At 63.6% G+C, this 19,542-nt stretch carries 24 protein-coding genes and 1 riboswitch; of the genes, 18 read left to right on the plus strand and 6 right to left on the minus strand.

Features of this window, described 5'->3' with window-relative positions; all coding sequences use genetic code 11:
• Positions 1 to 38 precede the first annotated feature (38 nt).
• Together mutT and SynTAK9802_RS00495 are read left to right on the plus strand one after the other, a co-directional pair.
• Entirely contained in the window at positions 39 to 1,166 is a 1,128-nt protein-coding gene (mutT, locus tag SynTAK9802_RS00490) for an 8-oxo-dGTP diphosphatase MutT (protein WP_186496702.1), read from the plus strand.
• Between the two features lie 21 nt (positions 1,167 to 1,187).
• Positions 1,188 to 2,144, plus strand: coding sequence for a carbohydrate kinase (locus SynTAK9802_RS00495; RefSeq protein ID WP_186496704.1), 957 nt, complete (start codon positions 1,188 to 1,190; stop codon positions 2,142 to 2,144).
• Here the strand turns inward: SynTAK9802_RS00495 and tsaE are convergent.
• On the minus strand, positions 2,111 to 2,602 hold the full coding sequence (tsaE, locus tag SynTAK9802_RS00500) for a tRNA (adenosine(37)-N6)-threonylcarbamoyltransferase complex ATPase subunit type 1 TsaE (protein ID WP_186497911.1): 492 nt from the start codon (positions 2,600 to 2,602) through the stop codon (positions 2,111 to 2,113). The two genes, SynTAK9802_RS00495 and tsaE, sit on opposite strands and share 34 nt — an antisense overlap.
• A 30-nt stretch (positions 2,603 to 2,632) precedes the next feature.
• Between tsaE and ahcY the strand changes: the two genes are divergently transcribed.
• Both ahcY and SynTAK9802_RS00510 read left to right on the plus strand, forming a co-directional pair.
• Positions 2,633 to 4,063 carry an adenosylhomocysteinase gene (ahcY, locus tag SynTAK9802_RS00505; RefSeq protein ID WP_186496706.1) on the plus strand — a complete coding sequence of 477 codons (1,431 nt, stop codon included), beginning with the start codon at positions 2,633 to 2,635 and terminating at the stop codon, positions 4,061 to 4,063.
• Positions 4,064 to 4,134: 71 nt separating this feature from the next.
• Positions 4,135 to 4,794 carry a DedA family protein gene (locus SynTAK9802_RS00510; protein WP_186496708.1) on the plus strand — a complete coding sequence of 220 codons (660 nt, stop codon included), beginning with the start codon at positions 4,135 to 4,137 and terminating at the stop codon, positions 4,792 to 4,794.
• Positions 4,795 to 4,827: 33 nt separating this feature from the next.
• Here SynTAK9802_RS00510 and SynTAK9802_RS00515 read toward each other — a convergent pair whose 3' ends face one another.
• Entirely contained in the window at positions 4,828 to 5,205 is a 378-nt protein-coding gene (locus tag SynTAK9802_RS00515) for a single-stranded DNA-binding protein (RefSeq protein WP_114988041.1), read from the minus strand.
• Between the two features lie 142 nt (positions 5,206 to 5,347).
• On the opposite strand from SynTAK9802_RS00515, the gene SynTAK9802_RS00520 reads away from it, so the two are divergent.
• The 7 genes from SynTAK9802_RS00520 (at position 5,348) to SynTAK9802_RS00550 (ending at position 11,677) form a co-directional block, all read left to right on the plus strand.
• A complete protein-coding gene (locus SynTAK9802_RS00520) occupies positions 5,348 to 6,400 on the plus strand; it encodes a rod shape-determining protein (RefSeq protein ID WP_186497913.1) in 1,053 nt (350 codons plus the stop codon).
• A gap of 4 nt (positions 6,401 to 6,404) precedes the next feature.
• Positions 6,405 to 7,151, plus strand: coding sequence for a rod shape-determining protein MreC (mreC, locus tag SynTAK9802_RS00525; protein ID WP_186496710.1), 747 nt, complete (start codon positions 6,405 to 6,407; stop codon positions 7,149 to 7,151).
• Between the two features lie 14 nt (positions 7,152 to 7,165).
• Complete coding sequence (locus tag SynTAK9802_RS00530) at positions 7,166 to 7,675, plus strand: rod shape-determining protein MreD (RefSeq protein ID WP_186496712.1); 510 nt, start codon at positions 7,166 to 7,168, stop codon at positions 7,673 to 7,675.
• Positions 7,672 to 8,979: an ABC transporter substrate-binding protein gene (locus SynTAK9802_RS00535; protein WP_186496714.1), complete on the plus strand. Its 1,308-nt coding sequence runs from the start codon at positions 7,672 to 7,674 to the stop codon at positions 8,977 to 8,979. The genes SynTAK9802_RS00530 and SynTAK9802_RS00535 overlap by 4 nt, the downstream gene beginning before the upstream one ends.
• Positions 8,980 to 9,071: 92 nt before the next feature.
• Positions 9,072 to 9,833 carry a response regulator transcription factor RpaB gene (gene rpaB / locus SynTAK9802_RS00540; RefSeq protein ID WP_114988045.1) on the plus strand — a complete coding sequence of 254 codons (762 nt, stop codon included), beginning with the start codon at positions 9,072 to 9,074 and terminating at the stop codon, positions 9,831 to 9,833.
• A 44-nt stretch (positions 9,834 to 9,877) separates the two neighbouring features.
• Positions 9,878 to 11,386: a lysine--tRNA ligase gene (gene lysS, locus SynTAK9802_RS00545; RefSeq protein ID WP_186496716.1), complete on the plus strand. Its 1,509-nt coding sequence runs from the start codon at positions 9,878 to 9,880 to the stop codon at positions 11,384 to 11,386.
• A 27-nt stretch (positions 11,387 to 11,413) separates the two neighbouring features.
• Positions 11,414 to 11,677, plus strand: coding sequence for a hypothetical protein (locus SynTAK9802_RS00550; protein WP_006851112.1), 264 nt, complete (start codon positions 11,414 to 11,416; stop codon positions 11,675 to 11,677).
• Between the two features lies 1 nt (position 11,678).
• Here the strand turns inward: SynTAK9802_RS00550 and SynTAK9802_RS00555 are convergent, their stop codons facing one another.
• From SynTAK9802_RS00555 to SynTAK9802_RS00565, 3 genes are read right to left on the minus strand one after another with little or no spacing between them, the layout of a single operon-like run.
• Positions 11,679 to 12,158, minus strand: a complete 480-nt coding sequence (locus SynTAK9802_RS00555; RefSeq protein ID WP_186496718.1) for a hercynine metabolism protein — start codon at positions 12,156 to 12,158, stop codon at positions 11,679 to 11,681.
• Complete coding sequence (locus SynTAK9802_RS00560; protein WP_186496720.1) at positions 12,155 to 12,388, minus strand: hercynine metabolism small protein; 234 nt, start codon at positions 12,386 to 12,388, stop codon at positions 12,155 to 12,157. The genes SynTAK9802_RS00555 and SynTAK9802_RS00560 overlap by 4 nt, the downstream gene beginning before the upstream one ends.
• Positions 12,385 to 12,585: a hypothetical protein gene (locus tag SynTAK9802_RS00565; RefSeq protein WP_186496722.1), complete on the minus strand. Its 201-nt coding sequence runs from the start codon at positions 12,583 to 12,585 to the stop codon at positions 12,385 to 12,387. The genes SynTAK9802_RS00560 and SynTAK9802_RS00565 overlap by 4 nt, the downstream gene beginning before the upstream one ends.
• Positions 12,586 to 12,700: 115 nt before the next feature.
• Here SynTAK9802_RS00565 and SynTAK9802_RS00570 point away from each other — a divergent pair, with 115 nt between their 5' ends.
• Positions 12,701 to 13,570, plus strand: coding sequence for a hypothetical protein (locus tag SynTAK9802_RS00570; protein WP_370586366.1), 870 nt, complete (start codon positions 12,701 to 12,703; stop codon positions 13,568 to 13,570).
• On the opposite strand, the gene smpB is transcribed toward SynTAK9802_RS00570, so the two are convergent.
• On the minus strand, positions 13,564 to 14,064 hold the full coding sequence (smpB, locus tag SynTAK9802_RS00575) for an SsrA-binding protein SmpB (protein ID WP_115009647.1): 501 nt from the start codon (positions 14,062 to 14,064) through the stop codon (positions 13,564 to 13,566). The two genes, SynTAK9802_RS00570 and smpB, sit on opposite strands and share 7 nt — an antisense overlap.
• Positions 14,065 to 14,114: 50 nt before the next feature.
• Here smpB and ruvB point away from each other — a divergent pair, with 50 nt between their 5' ends.
• The 6 genes from ruvB (at position 14,115) to thiC (ending at position 19,527) form a co-directional block, all read left to right on the plus strand.
• On the plus strand, positions 14,115 to 15,161 hold the full coding sequence (gene ruvB, locus SynTAK9802_RS00580; protein ID WP_186496724.1) for a Holliday junction branch migration DNA helicase RuvB: 1,047 nt from the start codon (positions 14,115 to 14,117) through the stop codon (positions 15,159 to 15,161).
• The gene (locus tag SynTAK9802_RS00585; RefSeq protein WP_186496726.1) at positions 15,158 to 15,922 is read left to right on the plus strand and encodes a tetratricopeptide repeat protein; all 765 of its coding nucleotides are present in this window, start codon (positions 15,158 to 15,160) and stop codon (positions 15,920 to 15,922) included. Before ruvB ends, SynTAK9802_RS00585 begins: the two co-directional genes overlap by 4 nt.
• Before the next feature lies 1 nt (position 15,923).
• Entirely contained in the window at positions 15,924 to 17,105 is a 1,182-nt protein-coding gene (locus tag SynTAK9802_RS00590) for an amidohydrolase (RefSeq protein ID WP_186496728.1), read from the plus strand.
• Entirely contained in the window at positions 17,102 to 17,329 is a 228-nt protein-coding gene (locus SynTAK9802_RS00595; protein WP_186496730.1) for a DUF3188 domain-containing protein, read from the plus strand. Before SynTAK9802_RS00590 ends, SynTAK9802_RS00595 begins: the two co-directional genes overlap by 4 nt.
• Positions 17,326 to 17,940 (plus strand): HEAT repeat domain-containing protein, encoded by a 615-nt coding sequence (locus SynTAK9802_RS00600; protein ID WP_186496732.1) that lies wholly within the window; start codon positions 17,326 to 17,328, stop codon positions 17,938 to 17,940. Before SynTAK9802_RS00595 ends, SynTAK9802_RS00600 begins: the two co-directional genes overlap by 4 nt.
• A 31-nt stretch (positions 17,941 to 17,971) precedes the next feature.
• A riboswitch (TPP riboswitch) is annotated at positions 17,972 to 18,078 on the plus strand.
• 45 nt (positions 18,079 to 18,123) lie between these two features.
• A complete protein-coding gene (gene thiC, locus SynTAK9802_RS00605; protein WP_186496735.1) occupies positions 18,124 to 19,527 on the plus strand; it encodes a phosphomethylpyrimidine synthase ThiC in 1,404 nt (467 codons plus the stop codon).
• Positions 19,528 to 19,542 lie beyond the last annotated feature (15 nt).

Below are 19,542 nucleotides of genomic sequence, written 5' to 3' on the forward strand. Positions count from 1 at the left end.
CGTTGCTCGGGCCCTGTTCTGACGCCAATCGCGAACCCATGGATGCGTTGACCGAGGCCGAAACTGCTGTTCTATCGGCAGCCTTGCTGGCTTGGTGGGAGCGGTATGGCCGCGGCGGCATCCCCTGGAAGCAGTTGCCTGGCGGCGCACGTCCAGCGCCGGAGCAGGATCTCGATCCCTACGGCATCTGGATTGCCGAGGTGATGCTGCAGCAGACCCAGTTGGCCGTGGCTCTCCCCTACTGGACGCGTTGGATGGAGGCGTTTCCCTCTGTCGAGAGCCTGGCCGCGGCGTCTCTGGATGAGGTCCGGCTGCAGTGGCAGGGCCTGGGGTATTACTCCCGGGTCCGCCGGCTGCATGAGGCGGCGCAACGGTTGGTGGGCCGACCATGGCCGCGCAGCTTGGAGGAGTGGATGGCGTTGCCGGGAATCGGCCGCACCACCGCTGGCAGCATCCTTTCGAGTGCCTTTAATGCCCCGTTGCCGATCCTGGATGGCAACGTCAAACGGGTGCTGGCGCGATTGACGGCCCATCCGCGCCCACCGGCCCGTGACGACGCCTTGTTCTGGTGCTGGAGTGAGGCCCTGCTTGATCCGGTTCGGCCACGGGACACCAACCAGGCCTTGATGGATCTTGGGGCCACGCTTTGCACCCCCCGCCAGCCGGACTGCCAGCGCTGCCCCTGGCAATCCCATTGCGCTGCCTACGCTGCCGGCGATCCTTGCCGCTGGCCCGTGACCGAAGCCCCCAAGCCCCTGCCCTTCCAGGTGATCGGTGTGGGGGTTGTGCTCAACGCGGCCGGGGAGGTGTTGATTGACCAGCGCCTGGAGGAAGGCCTGCTTGGGGGAATGTGGGAGTTCCCCGGTGGCAAACAAGAACAAGGCGAAACGATTGAAAATTGCATTGCCCGCGAGTTGAAGGAGGAGCTCGGCATTGCGGTGACGGTGGGCGCTGAACTGATCACCGTTGATCACGCCTACAGCCACAAGAAGCTGCGCTTTGTGGTGCATCTCTGCGACTGGGTCTCGGGGGAGCCGCAGCCCCTTGCCAGTCAGCAGGTGCGTTGGGTGCGGCCGGAGGAGCTGGCGAATTACGCCTTTCCGGCCGCCAATGCTCGAATCATTGAGGCCCTACTTGGCAGCTTGGAAAGCTCTGCCCACCCTTAAGCAAGGTCCTGATGCGGTCGGATGGCGCTTGGTCCCGTCGTTGTCTGTTTCGGTGAAGCTCTGATCGATCGGCTTGGGCCGCCGGGCGGTGATCCGGCGGTGGATCGTCCGGTGGACGACTGTCTGGGAGGAGCGCCAGCAAATGTGGCTTGTGGCTTGGCCCGCTTGGGCACCCCCGTGGCTTTTGCCGGACGACTCGGCCAGGACTCCATCGGTGAAGCCTTTTCCAGGTTGTTTGCTGAGCGTGGTGTCGAAACCTCGCTCCTGCAGCGGGATGCCGAGCGTCCAAGTCGCATCGTGCTGGTGCGCCGTGCGCGGGATGGGGAACGACAGTTTCAGGGCTTTGACGGAGATCAGGGGGCCGGCTTTGCCGACCAGGCGTTGGAGCCGGTTGCCCTACCCCCGGCCCGATGGTTGTTGATTGGCACGCTTCCGTTGGCAGCACCAACGTCGGCTTCGGCTTTGTTGTCGGCCGTGCGCCAGGCCAGGAGCCAAGGCACGGCGATCGCCCTTGATGTGAATTGGCGTCCCACCATCTGGGATGCCAGCGCTGATCCCGAGGCGGGACCGTCGGCTGCGGTGAAAGCGTCGATTCGACCGCTCCTGGACCAGGCGGCCCTGATCAAGCTGGCGCGGGAGGAAGCGCTCTGGTTGTTCAACACCGACGATCCCGGTGCAATCCAGCAGGCCTTGCCCCAGCGGCCGGATGTGGTGGTGACCGATGGTGCGGCCCCGGTGCGCTGGCATTTGGCTGACGACTCTGGTCGGCAGGTTGCCTTTCAGCCCCCCAGCGTCGTTGACACTACCGGTGCTGGTGATGCGTTTACAGCAGGGCTGTTGCACCGCTGGGCCGCCGCGCCCCAGGAACGCATCCGTTTCGCGACCGCCTGTGGTGCTCTGGTCTGCGGCGGGGCCGGTGGCATTGATCCCCAGCCCACGCAGGCTCAGGTGGAGGCCTTTCTTGGAGAGGTGAGCTGAGCGAGCCGCCCTTCGTCTTGATGGCGAAGTTCCAGGTGCCAGGCCTCGGCCAGGTCGAGCCCCAGCCGTTCCGGCCACTCCACGGCCATCAACGCCCCGGTGGCGCTGGCTTCCTCCTCCTCCTGAAGAAACAGTTCATCCGCGGAGGCCGGTTGCTCCAAGCGATAGAGATCAAGGTGCACCAGCTGTGGCTTCCCCTGGGGGTAGTGCTGGGCCAGTGCAAAGGTGGGGCTGGTAATCGCTTCGCTGATCCCGAGGCCCTCGGCCAGGCCCTGCACCAGCGATGTTTTGCCGGCGCCAAGGGGCCCGCTCAACAGCAGGATTGCTCCCGTTGGAAGCTCGCGCGCCAGTAGTCGCCCCAGAGCCCGGGTCGTCTCAAGGGTCTCAAGAGCCCAGACATGCCCTGTAGAGTCCGGCTCAAGCGAGCCCGAAGCCTCGGCGTCTCTGCAGAGATTCAACTCCACGATTCATTAGGGAGCACCGAAACCATGGTGGCAGCGCCCACATCCCCGGCTGAGCTGAAGCTCGGTGTTGATTGCGTCATCGCCGATATCAATCAGGCTGAGTTCGGCCGCAAGGAACTCGACATCGCCGAGACCGAGATGCCCGGTCTGATGGCACTGCGCGAGAAGTACGGCAGCGAAAAGCCCCTCAAGGGCGCCCGCATTGCTGGCTCCCTGCACATGACGATTCAGACCGCCGTTCTGATCGAGACCCTGGTGGAGCTGGGCGCTGAAGTGCGCTGGGCCTCCTGCAACATCTTCTCCACCCAGGACCACGCCGCTGCAGCCATTGCGGCCCGCAACATCCCGGTCTTCGCGGTGAAGGGCGAAACCCTGGAGGAGTACTGGGAGTACACCCACCGCATCCTCGAGTGGGGTGACGGCGGTTCCCCCAACATGATCCTGGATGACGGCGGCGATGCCACCGGTCTGGTGATGCTGGGCAGCAAGGCTGAGCAGGACATCACGGTTCTCGACAACCCCGGCAACGAAGAGGAGACCTTCCTGTTCGCTTCGATCAAAAAGAAGCTGGCTCAGGACCCCAGCTTCTACTCCCGCACCAAAGCCCAAATTCAGGGTGTGACCGAGGAGACCACCACGGGTGTGGCGCGTCTCTACAAGATGCAGAAGAGCGGTGAGTTACCTTTCCCCGCCATCAACGTCAACGACTCGGTCACCAAGAGCAAGTTCGACAACCTCTACGGCTGCCGTGAGTCGCTGGTGGACAGCATCAAGCGCGCCACCGATGTGATGGTGGCGGGCAAGCAGGCCCTGGTGATCGGCTACGGCGATGTGGGCAAGGGTTCGGCCCAGTCGCTGCGCGGCCTTGGTGCCACCGTTTGTATTGCGGAAGTGGACCCGATCTGCGCGCTGCAGGCGGCCATGGAGGGCTACCGCGTTGTCCGTCTTGAGGACGTGGTCGAAGACATGGACATCTTCGTCACCGCCACCGGCAACTACCAGGTGATCCGCAACGAGCACCTGGTGAAGATGAAGGACGAAGCCATCGTCTGCAACATCGGTCACTTTGATAACGAGATCGATGTTGCCTCCCTCAAGGAGTACGAGTGGGAGAACATCAAGCCGCAGGTCGACCACATCACCCTGCCCAGCGGCAACAAGATCATTCTGCTGGCGGAAGGCCGCCTGGTGAATCTGGGCTGCGCCACCGGCCACCCCAGCTTTGTGATGAGCAACTCCTTCACCAACCAGGTGTTGGCTCAGATCGAGCTGTTCACCAAGGGCGACGAGTATGCCAATGAGGTGTATGTGCTGCCCAAGCATCTCGATGAGATGGTGGCGCGCCTCCACCTCGGTCGCATCGGCGCCAAGCTCACCGAACTCAGCAAGGATCAGGCCGACTACATCAATGTGCCCGTGGAAGGTCCCTACAAGCCCGACCACTACCGCTACTGATCACGATCCAGCGGATCGGAATCTGATTTCCACGGCCCCATGGAAGACTTGCGCGATCAAGCGCAGTCTCCATGGGGCTTTCTGATCTGATCACACAACTGCCGGAGTTGATCGGCCAGGCGGTTGAGGCGAATCAGTGGCTGGGTTACACCGCGATCTTCGCGGCAATGTTCCTCGAGAACTTGTTCCCGCCGATTCCGTCCGAGCTGATCATGCCCCTCGGGGGCTTCTATGTGCAGCAGGGTCAGCTGGATCTGGTGCCCGTGGTGCTGGCCGGTTTGCTGGGCACGGTGCTCGGTGCCCTGCCCTGGTACGGGATCGGTCGCTTGATCAACGAGGAACGGATCGAAGCTTGGTTGCAACGTCACGGTCGCTGGATCGGTATCAGTGCCGATGAGTTGGCCCGTAGCCGCCGCTGGTTCAGCCGCTACGGCACCGCCCTGGTGTTCTGGGGGCGTTTGGTGCCTGGCATTCGCACGCTGATCTCGGTCCCGGCGGGCATTGAAATGATGCCGATGGCCCCGTTTCTGGTCTGGACCACCGCCGGCAGCCTGATCTGGACGGCCCTGCTCACCGTGGCCGGCATGGTTCTCGGAGAGGGCTACAGCAACGTTGAGCTCTGGATTGACCCGGTCTCCAAGGCTGTGAAGGTGTTGCTGGTGGTGTCGCTGCTGGCGGGTGCGATCTGGTTGGGTCTGCGCATCTGGCGCCGGGGTCAGTCGTCCGACTGAGCACCGGCGCGAGGGTTTCCCTGGGGGAGAGGATCAGAAGGGGATGTCCTCGTCGGAAGCCTGGCCGCCAAAGCTGCCGGCAGCTTCCTGGTTGTCCCGTTTGGAGCCCAGCAGTTCGAGCCGATCCACACGGACCACGGGCTTGCTGCGCTCTTCGCCGCTAGCACGGTCGGTCCAACGGTCCAGCTTGAAGCTGCCGATGATGCCGAGCAAGGAGCCCTTCTTCACGTAATCCGCAGCAACCTGGGCCTGCTTGCCCCAGATCTCGAGGTTGAACCAGTCGGGTTCATCGTCGCGGCTGCGACGGTTCACCGCCATGGTGAGGTTGGCCACCATGCTGCCGGACTCGAAGTAACGCACTTCGGGATCGCGGCCGGCACGGCCGACGAGGGTGACGGAATTAACGCCCATCGATAATTCATCTCCTGAATTTGGATTCATGATGCGGCACCGGTTGGGTGACTGCTTTTAAGGAGTTCCACCCAAGCCGCTGGGTGTAACAGGCAACCGCTGAGAACGCCCCTATGATCCGGCGGTCTCGACTGCGGTGTCTGTGTTCCTTCGTCGTTTCCAGCTGTCGCGCGACATCGGCATCGACCTGGGCACCGCCAACACCCTGATCTACGTTTCAGGCCGGGGCATCGTGCTGCAGGAGCCCTCCGTGGTGGCTCTTGATCTCGAGCGTGGCACCACCATGGCTGTGGGTGATGAAGCCAAGTTGATGCTTGGCCGCACCCCGGGCAACATCCGGGCCGTCCGCCCGTTGCGCGATGGGGTGATTGCCGATTTTGATGCGGCTGAGCAGATGCTCAAAACTTTCATTACCAAAGGCAATGAGGGGCGCGGCATCATGGTCCCTCGGCTCGTCGTCGGCATTCCCAGTGGCGTGACTGGTGTGGAGCGTCGCGCCGTTCGTGAGGCGGGCATGGCAGGGGCCCGTGAAGTTCATCTGATTGATGAGCCGGTGGCAGCCGCCATCGGCGCTGGCCTTCCGGTCACCGAGCCCGTTGGGACGATGATTGTTGATATAGGTGGCGGCACCACTGAGGTGGCGGTGTTGAGCCTGGGCGGAACGGTGCTGAGTGAATCCGTCCGCGTTGCCGGCGATGAGATCAGCGACTCCATCAGCGTCTACCTCAAAAAGGTGCACAACATGGTGGTGGGTGAGCGCACGGCCGAGGAAATCAAGATCCGCATCGGCTCCGCCTTCCCTGACGACGAGTTCGATCAGCAGTCCATGGATGTGCGGGGTCTCCACCTGCTCTCTGGTTTGCCGCGCACCATCAATCTCAAGGCCGGTGATCTGCGGGAAGCCATCGCCGAACCGCTCAATGTGATCGTCGAGGCGGTGAAGCGCACCCTGGAGCGCACCCCGCCTGAGTTGGCGGCCGACATCGTGGATCGCGGCATCATGCTGGCTGGTGGTGGTGCGTTGGTGCGGGGCATCAGCGACCTGATCAGTCACGAGACCGGCATCTTTGTGCATATCGCCGAAGACCCCCTGCTCTGTGTGGTGAACGGTTGCGGCCAGGTCTTGGAGGACTGGAAACGCCTGCAGCGGGTGGTCGACACCCCGGAATTCGTTCGCGCCGCGGCAGGCGTCTGAAGTCATGGCCCCGACGCTCCGTCCCGGCAAGAGCCGCTGGCGCGGATTGGGGCAACTCACCCCCTGGCTGTTGCTTGTGGCCGGGCTGTTGATGGTGCGTCTGAGCAAGGGCGCTGGTTTCAGCGATGCCTATGCCCTGCTCAGCCGTCCGTTCTGGCCTGGGTCTGCCCAGCGGGAATGGGTCATGGCTGCAGCGGATTTGGAGGAGCGCTCTCGCCTGCAGCTGCTGGAAGAGGACAACCGTCGTTTGCGAGGTCTGCTCGATCTTCAGCAACAGGGTTCTGAAGAGGGGCAAGTGTCCGCCGCTGTGATCTCCCGCTCGCCGCGGGGATGGTGGCAGCAATTGGAGCTCGGCAAGGGCTCGCTGCAGGGCATCGGCCCTGGAGATGCGGTTCTGGGACCTGGTGGTCTGGTGGGGCGTATCGCCAGCGTGACCCCCGCGACTGCGCGGGTGAAATTGCTCACCGCACCGGGCCATGAGATCGGCGTCTGGCTGCCCCGCAGCCGCCGTCATGGGTTACTGGTGGGCCGCGGCAACAGCCGTCTGTCGCTAGGCTTCATCGATAAAGACCCCAACGTGCGGCCCGGGGATCTTGTGGCCACGTCCCCGGCCAGCACCCTGTTGCCCCCCAACGTGCCGGTGGGGGTAATCCAGTCGGTGGATGAACAGGCTGTTCCTGCACCCGTAGCTGTGGTGCAGTTGATCGCAGCGCCCGAGGCGATCGACTGGGTGCAAGTGCAGACCCGTTGAGATGCACCACTGACATGAAGCGCCTGCACCGACAACCGATCTGTGTTGCCTCAGCTTTGGTGGTGCCGTTTCTGACCCTGGCGTCGCCGCCTTGGTTGGCCATCGATGGGGTTGGTCCCGCCTGGGCTGTGCTTTGGCTGTTGCCCTGGGCTCTCGTGGATGGTCCGGTGTCGGGGGCGTTGTCGGGTGTGGCTTTGGGGCTGGTGCTGGATGGTCTCAATCTGGGCGGTGTCAGTCAGGTGCCGGCGCTGCTGCTGCTGGGCTGGTGGTGGGGACGGCTGGGGCGGCGTGCAGCCCCGATCCAACGCAGCCTGAATCTGGGTTTGTTGGCCTGGCTCGGGTCCATGGGTTTTGGTTTGTCGTTGATCCTTCAGCTCTGGTGGGGTCAAGGGAGAGTTTTGGATCCCTTGACCCAGAGCTGGGGCCTGCAGACGCTCTGGTGCCAGGCCCTGGTGACGGGTTTGCTGGCGCCGGTGTTGGTGTCGTTGCAGTTGCTGCTTTGGCGCAGGAGAGTTCCCTCATGAGGCTGACGCGTCGGGATCTGCTGCTGGGGACAGCGGCCATGGGGCTGGCGGCCTGCGGCCCGAGGACCCCACAGACCAGGGCTCTGGAGTTGTGGACCCTGCAATTGGCTCCCAAGTTCAACCCCTATTTCGCCGATGTTCTGGGGGCCTGGGGCGGCCTCCATCCCGATGCGCCCGTGCGCTGGACGGATCTGCCTTGGGGGTCCGTGGAACGCAAGTTGCTGGCGGCGGTGTTTGCGCGCACGGCCCCGGATGTGGTGAACCTCAATCCGCCCTTTGCGGCCAATCTGGCCAGCAAGGGGGGCTTGGCCGACTTGACCCCGCTGCTGCCGGCTGATGCCGCTGGTCGCTATCTGCCCTCGGTGTGGCACGCCTGCCGTGACCCCGATGCCGGGCAGATCGCTGTGCCCTGGTATCTCACGGTGCGGCTGAGTTTGGTGAACCGGGCGCTGTTGGATCAAGCCGGCATCGCTGCTCCGCCCAGCCGCTGGGAGCAGGTGCCGGCCTTCGCCCGTCGGATCCGCGAGCGCACGGGCCGTTATGGCCTCTTCCTCACCACTGTTCCAGACGACTCGGCCGAGCTCCTGGAAACTTTGGTGCAGATGGGGGTGACCCTGCTGGACTCCCAACGCAGGGCCGCTTTCGACAGCCCTGCGGGGTTCCGAGCCTTTCGTTTCTGGAGTGATCTATACCAGGAGAGGCTGTTGCCCCGGGAGGTGGTGAGTCAGGGGCAGCGCCGGGCGATCGAGTTGTTCCAGAGCGGTGATCTGGCCCTGGCGGCCACGGGGGCGGAATTCCTGCGCAGCATTCAGACCAATGCGCCAGGGGTGGCCGCGGTGACGGAGCCCCATCCCCCGGTAACCGGTGCCGATGGCACAGCCAATGTGGCTTTGATGACGTTGGCGGTGCCGCGTCAGAGCCAGCGCGCCCAGGAGGCCGTGGATCTTGCGCTGTTTCTGACCAATGCCGATCAACAGGCGCGCTTCGCTGCCGAGGCTCGGGTGCTGCCGTCGTCGTTGGAGGCCTTGGCTCGGGTGCGTGAGGCGTTGGAGCAGGAGGAGCCCGCGACAACCGCGGAGCGTCAGATTCGCCAGGCCCGTTTGTTATCGGCCAGCACGTTGGACCGGGCCAGGATGTTGGTGCCGGCGCTGCCGGGGATCAAGCGCCTGCAGAAGATCCTTTACACCCAGATGCAGCGGGCGATGTTGGACCAGGTCAGCCCTGAGCAGGCTTTAACAGCTGCGGCGGCGGAATGGAACCGTTACGCCCGTTCGCGCTGGCCTGAGGCCGCCGGCAATTCTTAAAACAATCGGTAAACCGGCTGCGCGCCAGGGTGTTTGTGTCGGTCTCCAGGCCCTGACCAGTAAGGTTGCAGCTCGTTAAGGGTTTGATTCGGATGACGGGCGACCTGCCCTCACAACCGAAAGCGACCATTCTTGTCGTTGATGACGAGGCTGCTGTTCGGCGCGTTTTGGTGATGCGCTTGCAGTTGTCGGGTTATCGCGTCATCTGCGCTGAGGACGGTGAACAGGCCCTAGAGATGTTCCATAACGAGTCCCCCGACCTGGTGGTGCTCGACGTGATGCTGCCCAAGCTGGATGGCTTTGCCGTCTGCCGCCGCCTGCGGGCCGAATCCTGCGTCCCGATCATTTTCCTCTCCGCGGTGGAAGCGATCTCCGAGCGGGTGGCTGGCCTGGATCTGGGCGCTGACGACTACCTCCCCAAGCCCTTCAGCCCCAAGGAACTCGAGGCACGCATCGCCACGATTCTGCGCCGGGTGGGCCGGGGCAATGCGGTTGTTGAAAGTCGTGAGCTGCCTACGGGGCAGGGCGTTTTGCGGCTCGGCGATCTGGTGGTGGACACCAACCGACGCCAGGTCACCCGTGGATCCGAGCGCATCAACCTCACCTACACGGAGTTCAGCCTGCTGGAGTTGCTGTTCCGCGACCCCGGCCATGTGGTGCCACGGGCTGAAATTCTTGAGCAGCTCTGGGGTTATCCCCCTCGCCGTGCAGCCGATCTGCGCGTGGTGGATGTCTACGTGGCGCGGTTGCGCGGAAAACTGGAGCCTGACCCTCGCAATCCAGAGTTGATCCTCACGGTGCGAGGCATTGGCTACGCCTCCCAGCGCATGGGCGAGGCCTCCGCTGCTGGTTGATTAACCCGCGGGCGGGCAGGATGGCGCCCGACTGACCTGCTGCTGTGTCTGAGCTGCGCGACACCCGTCTGGAAAAGGCCAAGACCTTGGAGGAGCTGGGGCAGGGCCCTTATGCCCTCACCTTCAGCCCTAGCCATCGCATGGCCGAGTTGCAGGAGACCCACGCCGATCTGCCCAAGGGGGAAGAGCGGGACGTCAGTGTTTCTGTGGCCGGACGGGTGATGACCCGCCGGGTGATGGGAAAGCTGGCCTTTTTCACCCTGGCCGATGAGACGGGCTCCATTCAGCTGTTCCTAGAGAAGGCGGGTCTGGAGGCCCAGCAGGAGGGCTGGTTCAAACAGATCACCTCGCTGGTGGACAGTGGCGACTGGCTTGGGGTGAGCGGCACCCTGCGTCGCACTGACCGTGGCGAGCTGTCGGTGAAAGTGAGCGACTGGCGCATGCTTACCAAGGCGCTGCAGCCCCTTCCCGACAAGTGGCATGGATTGGCTGACGTGGAGAAGCGCTACCGCCAGCGCTATCTGGACCTGGTGGTCTCCCCCGAAAGCCGTGAGACCTTCCGGCGCCGGGCTCGCTTGGTGAGCGGCATTCGCCGCTGGCTCGATCAGCGGGACTTTCTCGAGATCGAGACCCCCGTGCTTCAGAGCGAACCCGGTGGCGCTGACGCGCGACCGTTCGAGACCCACCACAACGCTCTCGACCTGCCCCTCACCCTGCGGATTGCCACTGAGTTGCACCTCAAGCGCCTGGTGGTGGGTGGCTTTGAGCGCGTGTATGAGCTGGGCCGGATCTTCCGCAATGAAGGGGTCAGCACCCGCCACAACCCCGAGTTCACCTCGGTGGAGATCTATCAGGCCTACAGCGATTACCTCGGGATGATGGAGCTCACCGAGCAGATGGTCAGCGCGGTGTGCCAGGAGGTCTGCGGCACGACCACCATCACTTACCAGGGCACCGAGATCGATCTGGCTCCGCCGTGGCGGCGCGCCACCATGCATGAGCTTGTGCAGGACGCGACGGGGCTTGATTTCAACAGCTTCAGCAGCCGGGATGAGGCGGCTGCGGCGATGACCGCCAAGGGCCTACATGCGCCTGAGCTGGCCGACTCCGTGGGCCGTCTGCTCAATGAGGCCTTTGAGCAAGAGGTGGAGACGACCCTGATTCAGCCCACCTTCGTCACCGATTATCCGGTGGAGATTTCGCCCCTGGCTCGGCCCCATCGCAGTAAGCCCGGCTTGGTGGAACGCTTTGAGTTGTTCATCGTTGGCCGTGAGCACGCCAATGCCTTCAGTGAGCTCACCGATCCCGTGGATCAACGCCAGCGCCTGGAGGCCCAACAGGCGCGCAAGGTGGCGGGTGATTTGGAGGCCCAGGGGTTGGACGAGGACTTCGTCATGGCTCTCGAGGTGGGCATGCCCCCCACCGGAGGTTTGGGGATCGGCATCGACCGGTTGGTAATGCTGCTCACCGACAGCCCTTCGATTCGGGACGTGATCGCCTTCCCGCTGCTGCGGCCGGAGTCTCGCAAGGGAGAACCACCCTCAGTGGAATAATGGGACGAGTGGCATGGTCCTATCCCCATGAGTGGAGAACGCGTCGGGTTTCGCTTCAAGCACGCTGATGCCGTGGTCAAGCGGAATCCCCAGGGCCGTTCCCGCCGGGGATGGGTGATGGAGCCGGTGGAGCAGACCACCAGCCGTGGCACCAAAATGCCTGCTTACCGCATCCGCTGGCGCGACAGTGAGCGCCCGGAAATTGTGTTGCAGCACATGCTGATCGCCGATCCGGATCCCACACCTCCCCCCGAGGGTGTGAGCCTCGAGCCCCCCGCGCCCAAGGCCTGATCTAATTCAGTCCAGCGTCGCGGCGCAGCTGTTCAAGCTCCTGTTCCGCTTCAAACAACGCCCAGTCCTTCTCCAGTGTTGAGGGGCTGGGTGTTTGCTTTTGCTGTTGAAGCTCCTTGAGCTGTCGCTCCACCTCGTTGAAGCGGCGTCCCAGATCCTCCAGGTCGGCCCAGAGGGCGCGACCCTGGTTCATCAGGCTGGTGAGATGTTGTTCGGCTCGTCCGGCCAGATCGGCTGCGCCGGCTGCCCTGGTACGCTCCACCCGACTGCGCCAAGCCCGCACGTCCTCGGCCAGCCTTAGCAGCTGCTGGCGTTGCTGCTTCGCCTCGCCCTGAAGTTGCTGGCGTTGCCGTTGCAGGGCTGCCGCCCGATCTTTCAGATGCTGTTCGCTGAACAGGTGCTCCTGGACGGGGTTGTTGCGCAGAAAGGCGGAGAGCCGGGCATCCAGCTCCCGCTCCAACTGCTCCAGCCAGCTGCTCATGCCTCGCCTGGGGTGGTGATCACCGGTTTTTCGATCTCTTTCTCCAGGGGCTCGATTGCGGCCGTTTTGGAGTTGAGGATCATCTGGGTGAGCTGCGCCGCTTTCACTTCTCCCACTTCACCTTCCAGTTCCCCCAGGCGATCGAAGGCCGCCATGTACACCGCTTCCAGGTCTTGGATCAGCTGCTCACGCTGCCGCTTGATCGCCTTACGCCGTTCGTCTGATTTCATGCCGCCTTGAGCTCCTTGGCTTGGTCTGTGGGATGAGTCTGTTGGCTCAGTTTGCCGGCAAAAGCAGATGCAGAGCGATCTGCTGGTGTGATCGGTTCAGCGGCGTACGGGGAATATTTGACGCTGTGCTCGGTGATCCCGGCGACGCGCTGGCGAAAGAACCAGGCCTCGCCGCCCAGGTGCATGGTCTGATCCATCCCTTTGCGGACCCTAGGGGGGTGCAGCAAACCATCTGTACCATCAGCCCTCCATTGATTTGCGCTCGTGCCTGAGCCCACAACGTCGCTGCGAACAAGCCGTGCGGAAGCTCGCGTGCAAGGCGCGGAGGGTCGTCTCTGGCCTGTGGTGATCGCTCTGGGGTTTTTGGCGCTTGTGGGTTCCGCGATTGGATGGTTCCTGCTGCCCCGCAGTTCACCCGTCGATGCTGCACCTGATCGTGCGGTTCAGCAGCCTGCCGTCAGCTTGCCGTCGGCGGAGCTGGATCAACGCCAGCAATTGCTCAGTCGGCTGCGAGCGCTTCAAGTGGATCGCAGTTGGTTTGTTGAACTTGTGGATGCCAGCCAGCTCAGCACGGAGTCGCAGCAGGATGCTCCGTACCGCAGGGTCTGGACCGAGCTGGCCGAGCAATGGCTCGCTCGGATTGCCTTGCTGCCGCCGGCGATTCGGGCCCAGTTGGGGCGTCTGAGGGAAGGGGACTGGCAGCCGCCGCGTGAGGCGCTGTTGAAACAGGGCGTTCATTCGCGGGTCGTCGAGCATCTGGTGAGTGCTGGAGCCCAGGATCTGCTGCCGGTCACCATGCGTGGCCGCAAACCCGCCAACCCCTTTCTTCAGCTCTGGATTGCAGCGGCGATTCAGAGCCTTGATGACGTTGAGATCGTGCGGCTCAAAGCGCGTCCGCTTGAACCCGCCATCACGTCGTTGCCGATCCCTGCCGGTGGCGCGCGTTTGGTGCTGGTGGAGGCTCCAGCAGGTGATGCCGTGGTCCTGGGCATCAACGGCACACCGCTGATGCAGATGATGGTTTTCGGCGTCAACGGGCAGGTGGAGGAGGAGCGTGGTCCCCTGCGGGTGACTCGGATTGCTCCGCAAGCTGGCTCGCTGCTGCAGGTGTTGGTCACCAACGAAGGGGTTTCTTCGAGTCTGTTCACCCTGTCCTGTCGGGCGGACCCGCTCGATCAGTAGCGCTCCATCGCTGCTTTCACGTCCTTCTTGGATTGCTTTTCCTTTTCGGCGGCGCGTTTGTCGTGCAACTTGCGCCCTTTGCCCAGCCCGATGGTGAGCTTGATCCAGGACCCCTTGAGGTGAATGTTGAGGGGGATCAGCGTCAGGCCTTTCTGATCCACCAAACCGCGCAGCTTGTCGATCTCACGGCGATGGGCCAGCAGTTTGCGGGTGCGCAGCGGGTCGTGGTTGAAGTAACTGCCGGCATGGGTGTGGGGTGAGATATGCACGTTGTGCAGCTGCAGCTCCCCATTGCGGATCAGGCAGAAGCCATCCCGCAGGTTGGCCTTGCCGTTGCGGATCGACTTCACCTCGGTGCCCACCAGCTCGATGCCGGTTTCGAGGGTTTCGAGGATTTCGTACTGGTGCCGTGCCTGCCGGTTGTCCGCCAGCATCCGATTGGCGGCGGCCCGTGCCGCGGCTGCGGCTGCTTTTTTCGCTCCTCCCTTGGCCATGGCTGCGGCTGCGTCTTCCGACCCTATCCAGGTCTGGGTACCCTGCCCGCATGGCGATTGTCTCCTCCAGCTCCGGTCGCAAGCCACCACGCCGCCCTGAAGCGCTGGTGGACCCCCAGCCGGCACCTGAAGAGGTGGTGAGTCGGCCGGAAGACAAGCTTCGGCCCCAGCGCCTGAACGACTACGTCGGCCAGAGCGAGCTCAAGCAGGTGCTGGGCATTGCGGTGGAAGCGGCGCTTGGCCGCGGCGATGCTCTGGACCATGTGTTGCTCTATGGCCCGCCGGGTTTGGGCAAAACCACCATGGCCATGGTGTTGGCCGAAGAAATGGGGGTGCAGTGCAAGGTCACCAGTGCACCGGCCTTGGAACGCCCGCGCGACATCGTTGGCTTGTTGGTCAACCTGCGGCCCCGTGATCTGCTGTTCATTGACGAGATTCATCGCCTGACCCGGGTGGCGGAGGAACTGCTCTATCCGGCGATGGAAGACCGTCGCCTCGATCTCACCGTGGGCAAGGGGAGCACAGCACGAACCCGTTCCCTCGACTTGCCGCCCTTCACCCTTGTGGGGGCCACCACCCGCGCCGGATCGCTGAGCTCCCCGCTGCGGGACCGGTTCGGCCTGATCCAGCGGTTGGAGTTTTACGGCCAGGACGACCTGGAAGCGATCGTCGAGCGCACCGCCGGGCTGATCGGGGTCACCCTCACACCCCAGGCCCGCAGCAGCATTGCGGCCTCCTGCCGCGGTACGCCCAGGATTGCCAACCGCCTGCTGCGCCGGGTGCGGGATGTGGCCAGCGTGCGTGGCGGTAGCGGTGGAGCCATTGATCAGGCCCTGGTGGGAGAGGCCCTGAGCCTGCACCGCGTTGATCATCGGGGCCTCGATGCCAGCGATCGGCGTTTGCTGCAGCTGCTGATCGACCACCACGGTGGTGGTCCGGTGGGCCTGGAGACTCTGGCGGCGGCCCTCGGCGACGATCCCGTCACCCTGGAGACCGTGGTGGAGCCGTTTTTGTTGCAACAGGGGTTGCTGATGCGCACCCCTCGCGGCCGAATGGTCACGGATGCGGCCCGCAGTCATCTGGCCGAGGCGGCATGAACCGGTTTCTCGTCCTGTTGATGAGTCTGGTGCTGGCACTGCCGGTGCAGGCCCTCGATCTGCAGGGGCTCTATGAGCAGGCGCTGACGGCAAGCCGTCAGGGGGATTTTGTGGAGGCGTTGCCCCTCTGGGACCGCTTTCTGGAGCAGGCTCCAGAGGATGCAGCAGCGCTGAGCAACCGCGGCAATGTGCGTCTCGCTCTGGGTGATCCTTCCGGGGCCATCGACGATCAGAGCGCTTCGATTGTGCTGGCGCCGGAGGAAAGCGACCCGCATCTGAACCGGGGCACGGCGGAGGAAGCGCTTCAAGACTGGTCCGCGGCAGCGGATGACTATCTCTGGATTCTGGAGCGCGATCCGCAGGATGCCTCAGCCCTCTACAACCTGGCCAATGTGCGTGGCTCGCAAGGGGACTGGCCTTTGGCGCGAGAGCTTTATGGCCAGGCTGCTCTGGCCCGCCCCGGCTTCGCCATGGCCCGCTCCAGTGAGGCGCTGGCGGCCTGGCAGGCGGGAGATCTCGATTGGGCGGAGGCGGAATTGCGCAAACTGATCCGTCGCTATCCCTTGTTTGCTGACGCTCGGGCGGCCCTCAGCGGCCTGCTCTGGCGCGAAGGATCCAGTGGTGAAGCCGAAAGCCACTGGGCCGCGGCGGCCGGCCTGGATCAGCGTTACCGCCAGGCCGATTGGCTGCAGCAGGTGCGCCGCTGGCCACCGCAGCCGACGGCGGATCTGATGGCGTTCCTTGCCCTGGAGGCGTCCTGAGATGACCCAAGCGACGTCCCTGTCCGATCGACTCAGCAGGGAGCTGCCTGAGCTGCTGCAGCTGCGCCGGCATCTGCATGCCCACCCTGAGCTCAGCGGTGAGGAACATCAGACGGCTGCTTTGGTCTCCGGTGAACTGCGTCAGCTGGGTTGGCGGGTTCGTGAGGGAGTTGGCCGCACGGGCGTGGTGGCCGAGTTGGGGCCCGATCACGGCCCCACGGTGGGTTTGCGGGTGGACATGGATGCGCTTCCGGTGGAGGAGCGCACCGGGCTGAGCTATGCCTCCACCCGCCAGGGTCTGATGCATGCCTGTGGCCACGACCTGCACACCTGCACGGGTCTTGGGGTGGCGCGCTTGCTGGCTCAGGAGCCCCACTTAGGGGCTCGAGTGCGGCTGCTGTTTCAACCCGCCGAAGAGTTGGCCCAGGGGGCGGTCTGGATGCGAGATGCGGGGGCGGTGGAAGGCCTTGATGCCTTGTACGGCGTGCATGTGGTGCCGAATCTGCCGGTGGGCACGGTGGGAATACGGCGGGGTTGTCTTACAGCGGCGGCCGGTGAGCTGGAAATCTTTGTTCAGGGTCAGGGTGGCCATGGCGCCCGTCCCCACCAGTCGGTGGATGCTGTTTGGCTGGCGGCTCGGGTGATCACAGAGCTTCAGCAGACCATCGCCCGCCGCTTGGATGCGTTGCAGCCTGTGGTGATCAGCTTCGGCAAAGTGGAGGGCGGTCGCGCCTTCAACGTGATTGCCGATCAGGTGCGCTTGCTGGGTACGGTGCGCTGCCTGGATCTGCAGCAGCACGCCCAGCTGCCGGCTTGGATCGATGAGACGGTGCAGGGGATCTGTGCCAGTGGAGGGGGTACGGCAGTGGTGAATTACCGCTGCATCGCGCCACCGGTGCACAACGATCCGCAGCTCACGACCTTGCTCGAACGTTGTGCGGTGGAGTGTTTGGGGCGCGACAAGGTGCTGCCGGTGGAGCAGCCTTCCCTGGGGGCGGAAGACTTTGCTGAGCTGCTTCGGGATGTGCCGGGAATGATGGTGCGGCTGGGCGTGGCCGGGCCCGAGGGGTGTGCGCCGCTGCACAACGGAGCGTTCGCACTGGAGGAAGATGCCCTCGGTGTTGGCATTGCGGTTCTCACGGCCACCGTGCTGGCCTGGATCACGGAGAACAACTCGGCATGAACCAACGTCGTGCGGTGATTTGGGTTTCCCTCGGGACTCCGTTGCTGATCCTGCTCGCGTTGCTGGCCACCAACCAGCGCCAGGGCAAGGACCGGGTGCAGGTGTTGCCCGCAATATTGGTGGGTTCGGGTCTGATCATCAGCAGCGCTCTCGGTCGGCAGCGCCGCCGCGCCAGGCTGTTGGCCGATCTTCAACGGGCGCGCACCCCTGGCAGCAACCCATGAATGAGACCGATCCGCAACGCCCTGATCTCGAAGAGGTCCGCCAGGCCATTGCCAGTGGGGATCCGGTTCAGGCGATGCCGGCGATCACAAAGCTCCGCCATTGTTCGGACGCTGAGGCTGTGCCGTTGCTGGTGCTGGGCACGGAGCAGAAGCCCTTTCTGGTGCGTTCTTTGAGCTGCAGTGGATTGGGCTACAAGCGCACCGAACAGGGCTGGACTGTGCTGAGTGCGTTGATCACCGCCGATGAAGACCCCAATGTGCGGGCCGAGGCAGCCAATGCTTTGGCCAGCTATGGAGTGGAGCGGGCCTGGCCTTTGCTGCGTTCGGCCTTTGAAGTTGATGCCGCCTGGCTGGTGCGCTGCAGCATTCTGTCCGCCTTGGCGGAACAACCCGACATTGATCTGGGTTGGTTACTGGAGTTGGCAACCATGGCGATTGCCGATGCCGATGGCACCGTGCGGGTGAGTGGGGCTGAAATTCTCAGTCGGATTGTTCGGGAAGCGGGTACCGATCCCATCGCGGTGCAGGCCAGAGGCTTGTTGCAATCTCTGCAGCAGGACAGCGATCACCGGGTGGTGGCTGCGGTGCTCAATGGTTTGCAGGTCAGCTGAACGGGTCTTTGAGCAACGCTTGCTAGCGTTCAAACATCACTAGGGGTGTCCGGGTTTTCTCATGAACCCAGACTGAGATCACACCCTCCGAACCTGATTCCGGGTCATGCCGGCGCAGGGAAGTGCTTGAGCGTGATCCACGGCCAAACGTCGACCCCTGGGCTGTCCGTCGCACCTCAGATCATGCGCGCTTCCTGGGTTGAGTCCCGTAAGGGTCAGGCCAACGTCTCTCAGATGCACTACGCCCGTCAGGGCGTGGTCACCGAAGAAATGGCCCATGTGGCGAAGCGGGAGAACCTGCCCGAGTCGCTGGTGATGGAAGAGGTGGCCCGGGGGCGAATGATCATCCCGGCCAACATCAACCACACCAATCTGGAGCCGATGGCGATCGGCATCGCCAGCAAGTGCAAGGTGAACGCCAACATCGGCGCCTCTCCGAATGCGTCTGATGCCGCTGAGGAGGTGAAGAAGCTGAAGCTGGCGGTGAAGTACGGCGCCGATACCGTGATGGATCTCTCCACCGGCGGCGTCAACCTCGATGAGGTGCGCACCGCGATCATCGGTGCATCCCCCGTTCCAATCGGCACCGTGCCTGTTTATCAGGCTCTTGAGAGCGTCCACGGATCGATCGAGAAGCTCGATGAGGACGACTTCCTCCACATCATCGAGAAGCACTGTCAGCAGGGCGTCGACTATCAGACCATCCACGCTGGCCTGTTGATTGAGCATCTTCCCAAGGTGAAAGGCCGAATCACCGGCATCGTCAGCCGCGGCGGCGGCATCCTGGCGCAATGGATGCTGTATCACCACCGTCAGAACCCGCTCTACACGCGGTTTGACGACATCTGCGAGATCTTCAAGCGCTACGACTGCACCTTCTCCCTTGGTGACTCGCTGCGTCCCGGTTGCCAGCACGATGCATCGGATGCTGCTCAACTGGCTGAATTGCACACCCTCGGTGAACTGACCCGTCGCGCTTGGAAGCACGACGTGCAGGTGATGGTGGAGGGTCCCGGCCACGTTCCCCTCGATCAGATCGAGTTCAACGTGAAGAAGCAGATGGAGGAGTGCAGCGAAGCACCCTTCTATGTGCTCGGCCCCCTGGTCACCGACATTGCTCCCGGTTACGACCACATCACCTCTGCGATCGGTGCGGCGATGGCCGGTTGGCATGGCACGGCGATGCTCTGTTACGTGACGCCGAAGGAGCACCTCGGTCTGCCCAATGCTGAGGATGTGCGCGAAGGCCTGATCGCTTACAAGATCGCTGCCCATGCTGCAGACATCGCCCGCCACCGTCCCGGTGCCCGTGACCGTGACGACGAGCTCAGCCGCGCCCGCTATAACTTCGACTGGAACAAGCAGTTTGAGCTGTCCTTGGATCCGGAGCGGGCCAAGGAGTATCACGACGAAACCCTGCCGGCTGACATCTACAAGCAGGCTGAGTTCTGCTCCATGTGCGGACCGAAGCACTGCCCGATGCAGACCAAGATCACTGATGAAGATCTTGAGGGCCTTGAGAAGGTGCTCGAAACCAAAGCAGGAGCCGCCGAGCTCACAGCGGTCAAGCTCGACAAAGCTGATTGATTGTGTTGACTGAAG

The sequence above is a fragment of the Synechococcus sp. TAK9802 genome, from assembly GCF_014279535.1.
GTDB lineage: Bacteria > Cyanobacteriota > Cyanobacteriia > PCC-6307 > Cyanobiaceae > Parasynechococcus.

What these genes read in the sequence shown, in the direction of transcription:
- mutT (WP_186496702.1), top strand. Translation starts at nt 39, where the DNA reads ATGGATGCGTTGACCGAGGCCGAAACTGCTGTTCTATCGGCAGCCTTG.
- SynTAK9802_RS00495 (WP_186496704.1), top strand. Translation starts at nt 1,188, where the DNA reads ATGGCGCTTGGTCCCGTCGTTGTCTGTTTCGGTGAAGCTCTGATCGAT.
- ahcY (WP_186496706.1), top strand. Translation starts at nt 2,633, where the DNA reads ATGGTGGCAGCGCCCACATCCCCGGCTGAGCTGAAGCTCGGTGTTGAT.
- SynTAK9802_RS00510 (WP_186496708.1), top strand. Translation starts at nt 4,135, where the DNA reads ATGGGGCTTTCTGATCTGATCACACAACTGCCGGAGTTGATCGGCCAG.
- SynTAK9802_RS00515 (WP_114988041.1), bottom strand. Translation starts at nt 5,205, where the DNA reads ATGGGCGTTAATTCCGTCACCCTCGTCGGCCGTGCCGGCCGCGATCCC.
- mreC (WP_186496710.1), top strand. Translation starts at nt 6,405, where the DNA reads ATGGCCCCGACGCTCCGTCCCGGCAAGAGCCGCTGGCGCGGATTGGGG.
- SynTAK9802_RS00530 (WP_186496712.1), top strand. Translation starts at nt 7,166, where the DNA reads ATGAAGCGCCTGCACCGACAACCGATCTGTGTTGCCTCAGCTTTGGTG.
- SynTAK9802_RS00535 (WP_186496714.1), top strand. Translation starts at nt 7,672, where the DNA reads ATGAGGCTGACGCGTCGGGATCTGCTGCTGGGGACAGCGGCCATGGGG.
- rpaB (WP_114988045.1), top strand. Translation starts at nt 9,072, where the DNA reads ATGACGGGCGACCTGCCCTCACAACCGAAAGCGACCATTCTTGTCGTT.
- SynTAK9802_RS00550 (WP_006851112.1), top strand. Translation starts at nt 11,414, where the DNA reads ATGAGTGGAGAACGCGTCGGGTTTCGCTTCAAGCACGCTGATGCCGTG.
- SynTAK9802_RS00555 (WP_186496718.1), bottom strand. Translation starts at nt 12,158, where the DNA reads ATGAGCAGCTGGCTGGAGCAGTTGGAGCGGGAGCTGGATGCCCGGCTC.
- SynTAK9802_RS00560 (WP_186496720.1), bottom strand. Translation starts at nt 12,388, where the DNA reads ATGAAATCAGACGAACGGCGTAAGGCGATCAAGCGGCAGCGTGAGCAG.
- SynTAK9802_RS00565 (WP_186496722.1), bottom strand. Translation starts at nt 12,585, where the DNA reads ATGGATCAGACCATGCACCTGGGCGGCGAGGCCTGGTTCTTTCGCCAG.
- smpB (WP_115009647.1), bottom strand. Translation starts at nt 14,064, where the DNA reads ATGGCCAAGGGAGGAGCGAAAAAAGCAGCCGCAGCCGCGGCACGGGCC.
- ruvB (WP_186496724.1), top strand. Translation starts at nt 14,115, where the DNA reads ATGGCGATTGTCTCCTCCAGCTCCGGTCGCAAGCCACCACGCCGCCCT.
- SynTAK9802_RS00585 (WP_186496726.1), top strand. Translation starts at nt 15,158, where the DNA reads ATGAACCGGTTTCTCGTCCTGTTGATGAGTCTGGTGCTGGCACTGCCG.
- SynTAK9802_RS00590 (WP_186496728.1), top strand. Translation starts at nt 15,924, where the DNA reads ATGACCCAAGCGACGTCCCTGTCCGATCGACTCAGCAGGGAGCTGCCT.
- SynTAK9802_RS00595 (WP_186496730.1), top strand. Translation starts at nt 17,102, where the DNA reads ATGAACCAACGTCGTGCGGTGATTTGGGTTTCCCTCGGGACTCCGTTG.
- SynTAK9802_RS00600 (WP_186496732.1), top strand. Translation starts at nt 17,326, where the DNA reads ATGAATGAGACCGATCCGCAACGCCCTGATCTCGAAGAGGTCCGCCAG.
- thiC (WP_186496735.1), top strand. Translation starts at nt 18,124, where the DNA reads ATGCGCGCTTCCTGGGTTGAGTCCCGTAAGGGTCAGGCCAACGTCTCT.